At 70.5% G+C, this 887-nt stretch carries 1 protein-coding gene and 1 pseudogene; one reads left to right on the top strand and one right to left on the bottom strand.

Features of this window, described 5'->3' with window-relative positions:
• Positions 1-464: HNH endonuclease (locus BZL64_RS23615; protein ID WP_086771204.1), on the bottom strand; the 464-nt coding region annotated here is incomplete at its 3' end.
• A 251-nt stretch (positions 465-715) separates the two neighbouring features.
• Here BZL64_RS23615 and BZL64_RS41280 point away from each other — a divergent pair.
• Positions 716-887: pseudogene (locus tag BZL64_RS41280) on the top strand (mechanosensitive ion channel family protein); the annotation flags it as partial.

Here is an 887-nt window from a genome sequence, read left to right as displayed (position 1 = left end):
GGGTCCCGATGGCCGGTCCCGATGATGCGCCAGGCCAGACCGGTGGGCGGGGCGGGTTTGTGCCGCAGCCGCCAGCCGATCTCGACGAGGTGGCGGTCGGCCTTGGTGTGGTTGCAGCGGCGGCAGGACGCCACGACGTTGTCCCACACGTGCTTGCCCCCGCGGCTGCGCGGGATGACGTGGTCGACGCTGGTTGCGACGCCACCGCAGTACATGCACCGGCCCCCGTCGCGGGCGAACAGCGCCCGGCGGGTGAGAGGAACGGGCCCCCGGTAGGGAACCCGGACGAATCGCTTGAGCCGGACCACGCTGGGTGCGGGGACAGTGACGGTCGCGCTGTGCAGGAAGGCGCCGGACTCCTCCAGGGAGACTGCCTTGTTCTCCAGGACGAGGACGAGCGCGCGGCGGAGCGGTACGACGCCGAGGGGCTCGTACGACGCGTTCAGGACCAGGACATGCGGCACGGATGCCTCCTTGGGCGTCNNCCATGTCCCGGTAACGGGCTGGGAGTGTTTTCGACCACACCCGGATACATCCCCCGCGCCCCGGCCTGTTCAAGCGCAGGTGAGCACGGTCTCTCCTCCACACATCCCGCCGAGGCACACACAATGCCCCGTTAGTGTGGTGCTCCTGCCCCACCGGTGACCTTTTCGTGACCTGGACCACCTTGACCGCAACGCCGGAGGGAGCAGCGCCGCACCTGGAGGTACCTGCCGTGTCCTTGTCCGCCGTCCTGACGGCCGCCGGTCCGTCGCCGACGCCGACCCCTTCGGAGTCGCCGACCGCCGTGACCGTCCCGTCGCTCCAGGATGCCCAGGAGAGCGCGACGAACGCCGCCGGCTGGGTCGAGGAGAACTGGTCGACGTGGCTCGCGATCGGCCTGCGCG

Source organism: Streptomyces bobili (assembly GCF_002154575.1).
GTDB lineage: Bacteria > Actinomycetota > Actinomycetes > Streptomycetales > Streptomycetaceae > Streptomyces > Streptomyces bobili.
This window is presented reverse-complemented; position numbering and strand designations above follow the sequence as displayed.